The organism is Roseobacter sp. YIN89, assembly GCF_057219365.1.
Map to the genome: position 1 here is coordinate 1 of NZ_JBXVVD010000011.1, position 581 is coordinate 581.

General features: G+C 60.4%; 1 protein-coding gene. It reads left to right on the forward strand.

Annotated features, from left to right (window positions below; genetic code table 11):
* Window positions 1-581, forward strand: a 581-nt coding sequence (locus AC2D8V_RS20245; RefSeq protein WP_484735412.1) for a GTP-binding protein, incomplete at both ends; no start/stop codon positions are given.

Genomic DNA, 581 nt, shown 5'->3' on the forward strand with positions numbered 1-581 from the left:
ACCAAGTATTTCGGCGACTTCCAGGCGTATGACCAGATTGACGGTGCGCCTGAAGAGAAGGCACGCGGGATCACCATCTCGACAGCGCACGTTGAGTACGAGACCGACAACCGCCACTACGCGCACGTCGACTGCCCCGGCCACGCGGACTACGTGAAGAACATGATCACGGGTGCGGCGCAGATGGACGGCGCGATCCTGGTTGTGAACGCAGCCGACGGCCCGATGCCTCAGACGCGCGAGCACATCCTGCTGGGCCGTCAGGTTGGCATCCCTGCGATGGTTGTTTTCATGAACAAGGTTGATCAGGTTGACGACGAAGAGCTTCTGGAACTGGTCGAGATGGAAATCCGCGAGTTGCTGAGCTCCTACGACTATCCGGGCGACGATATTCCGATCGTTGCGGGGTCTGCGCTGGCGGCGATGGAAGGCAACAAGCCCGAGATCGGCGAAGAGAAGATCAAAGAGCTGATGGCGGCTGTGGACGAGTACATCCCGACGCCGGAGCGCGCGGTTGACCAGCCGTTCCTGATGCCGGTTGAGGACGTGTTCTCGATCTCCGGTCGTGGTACGGTTGTGAC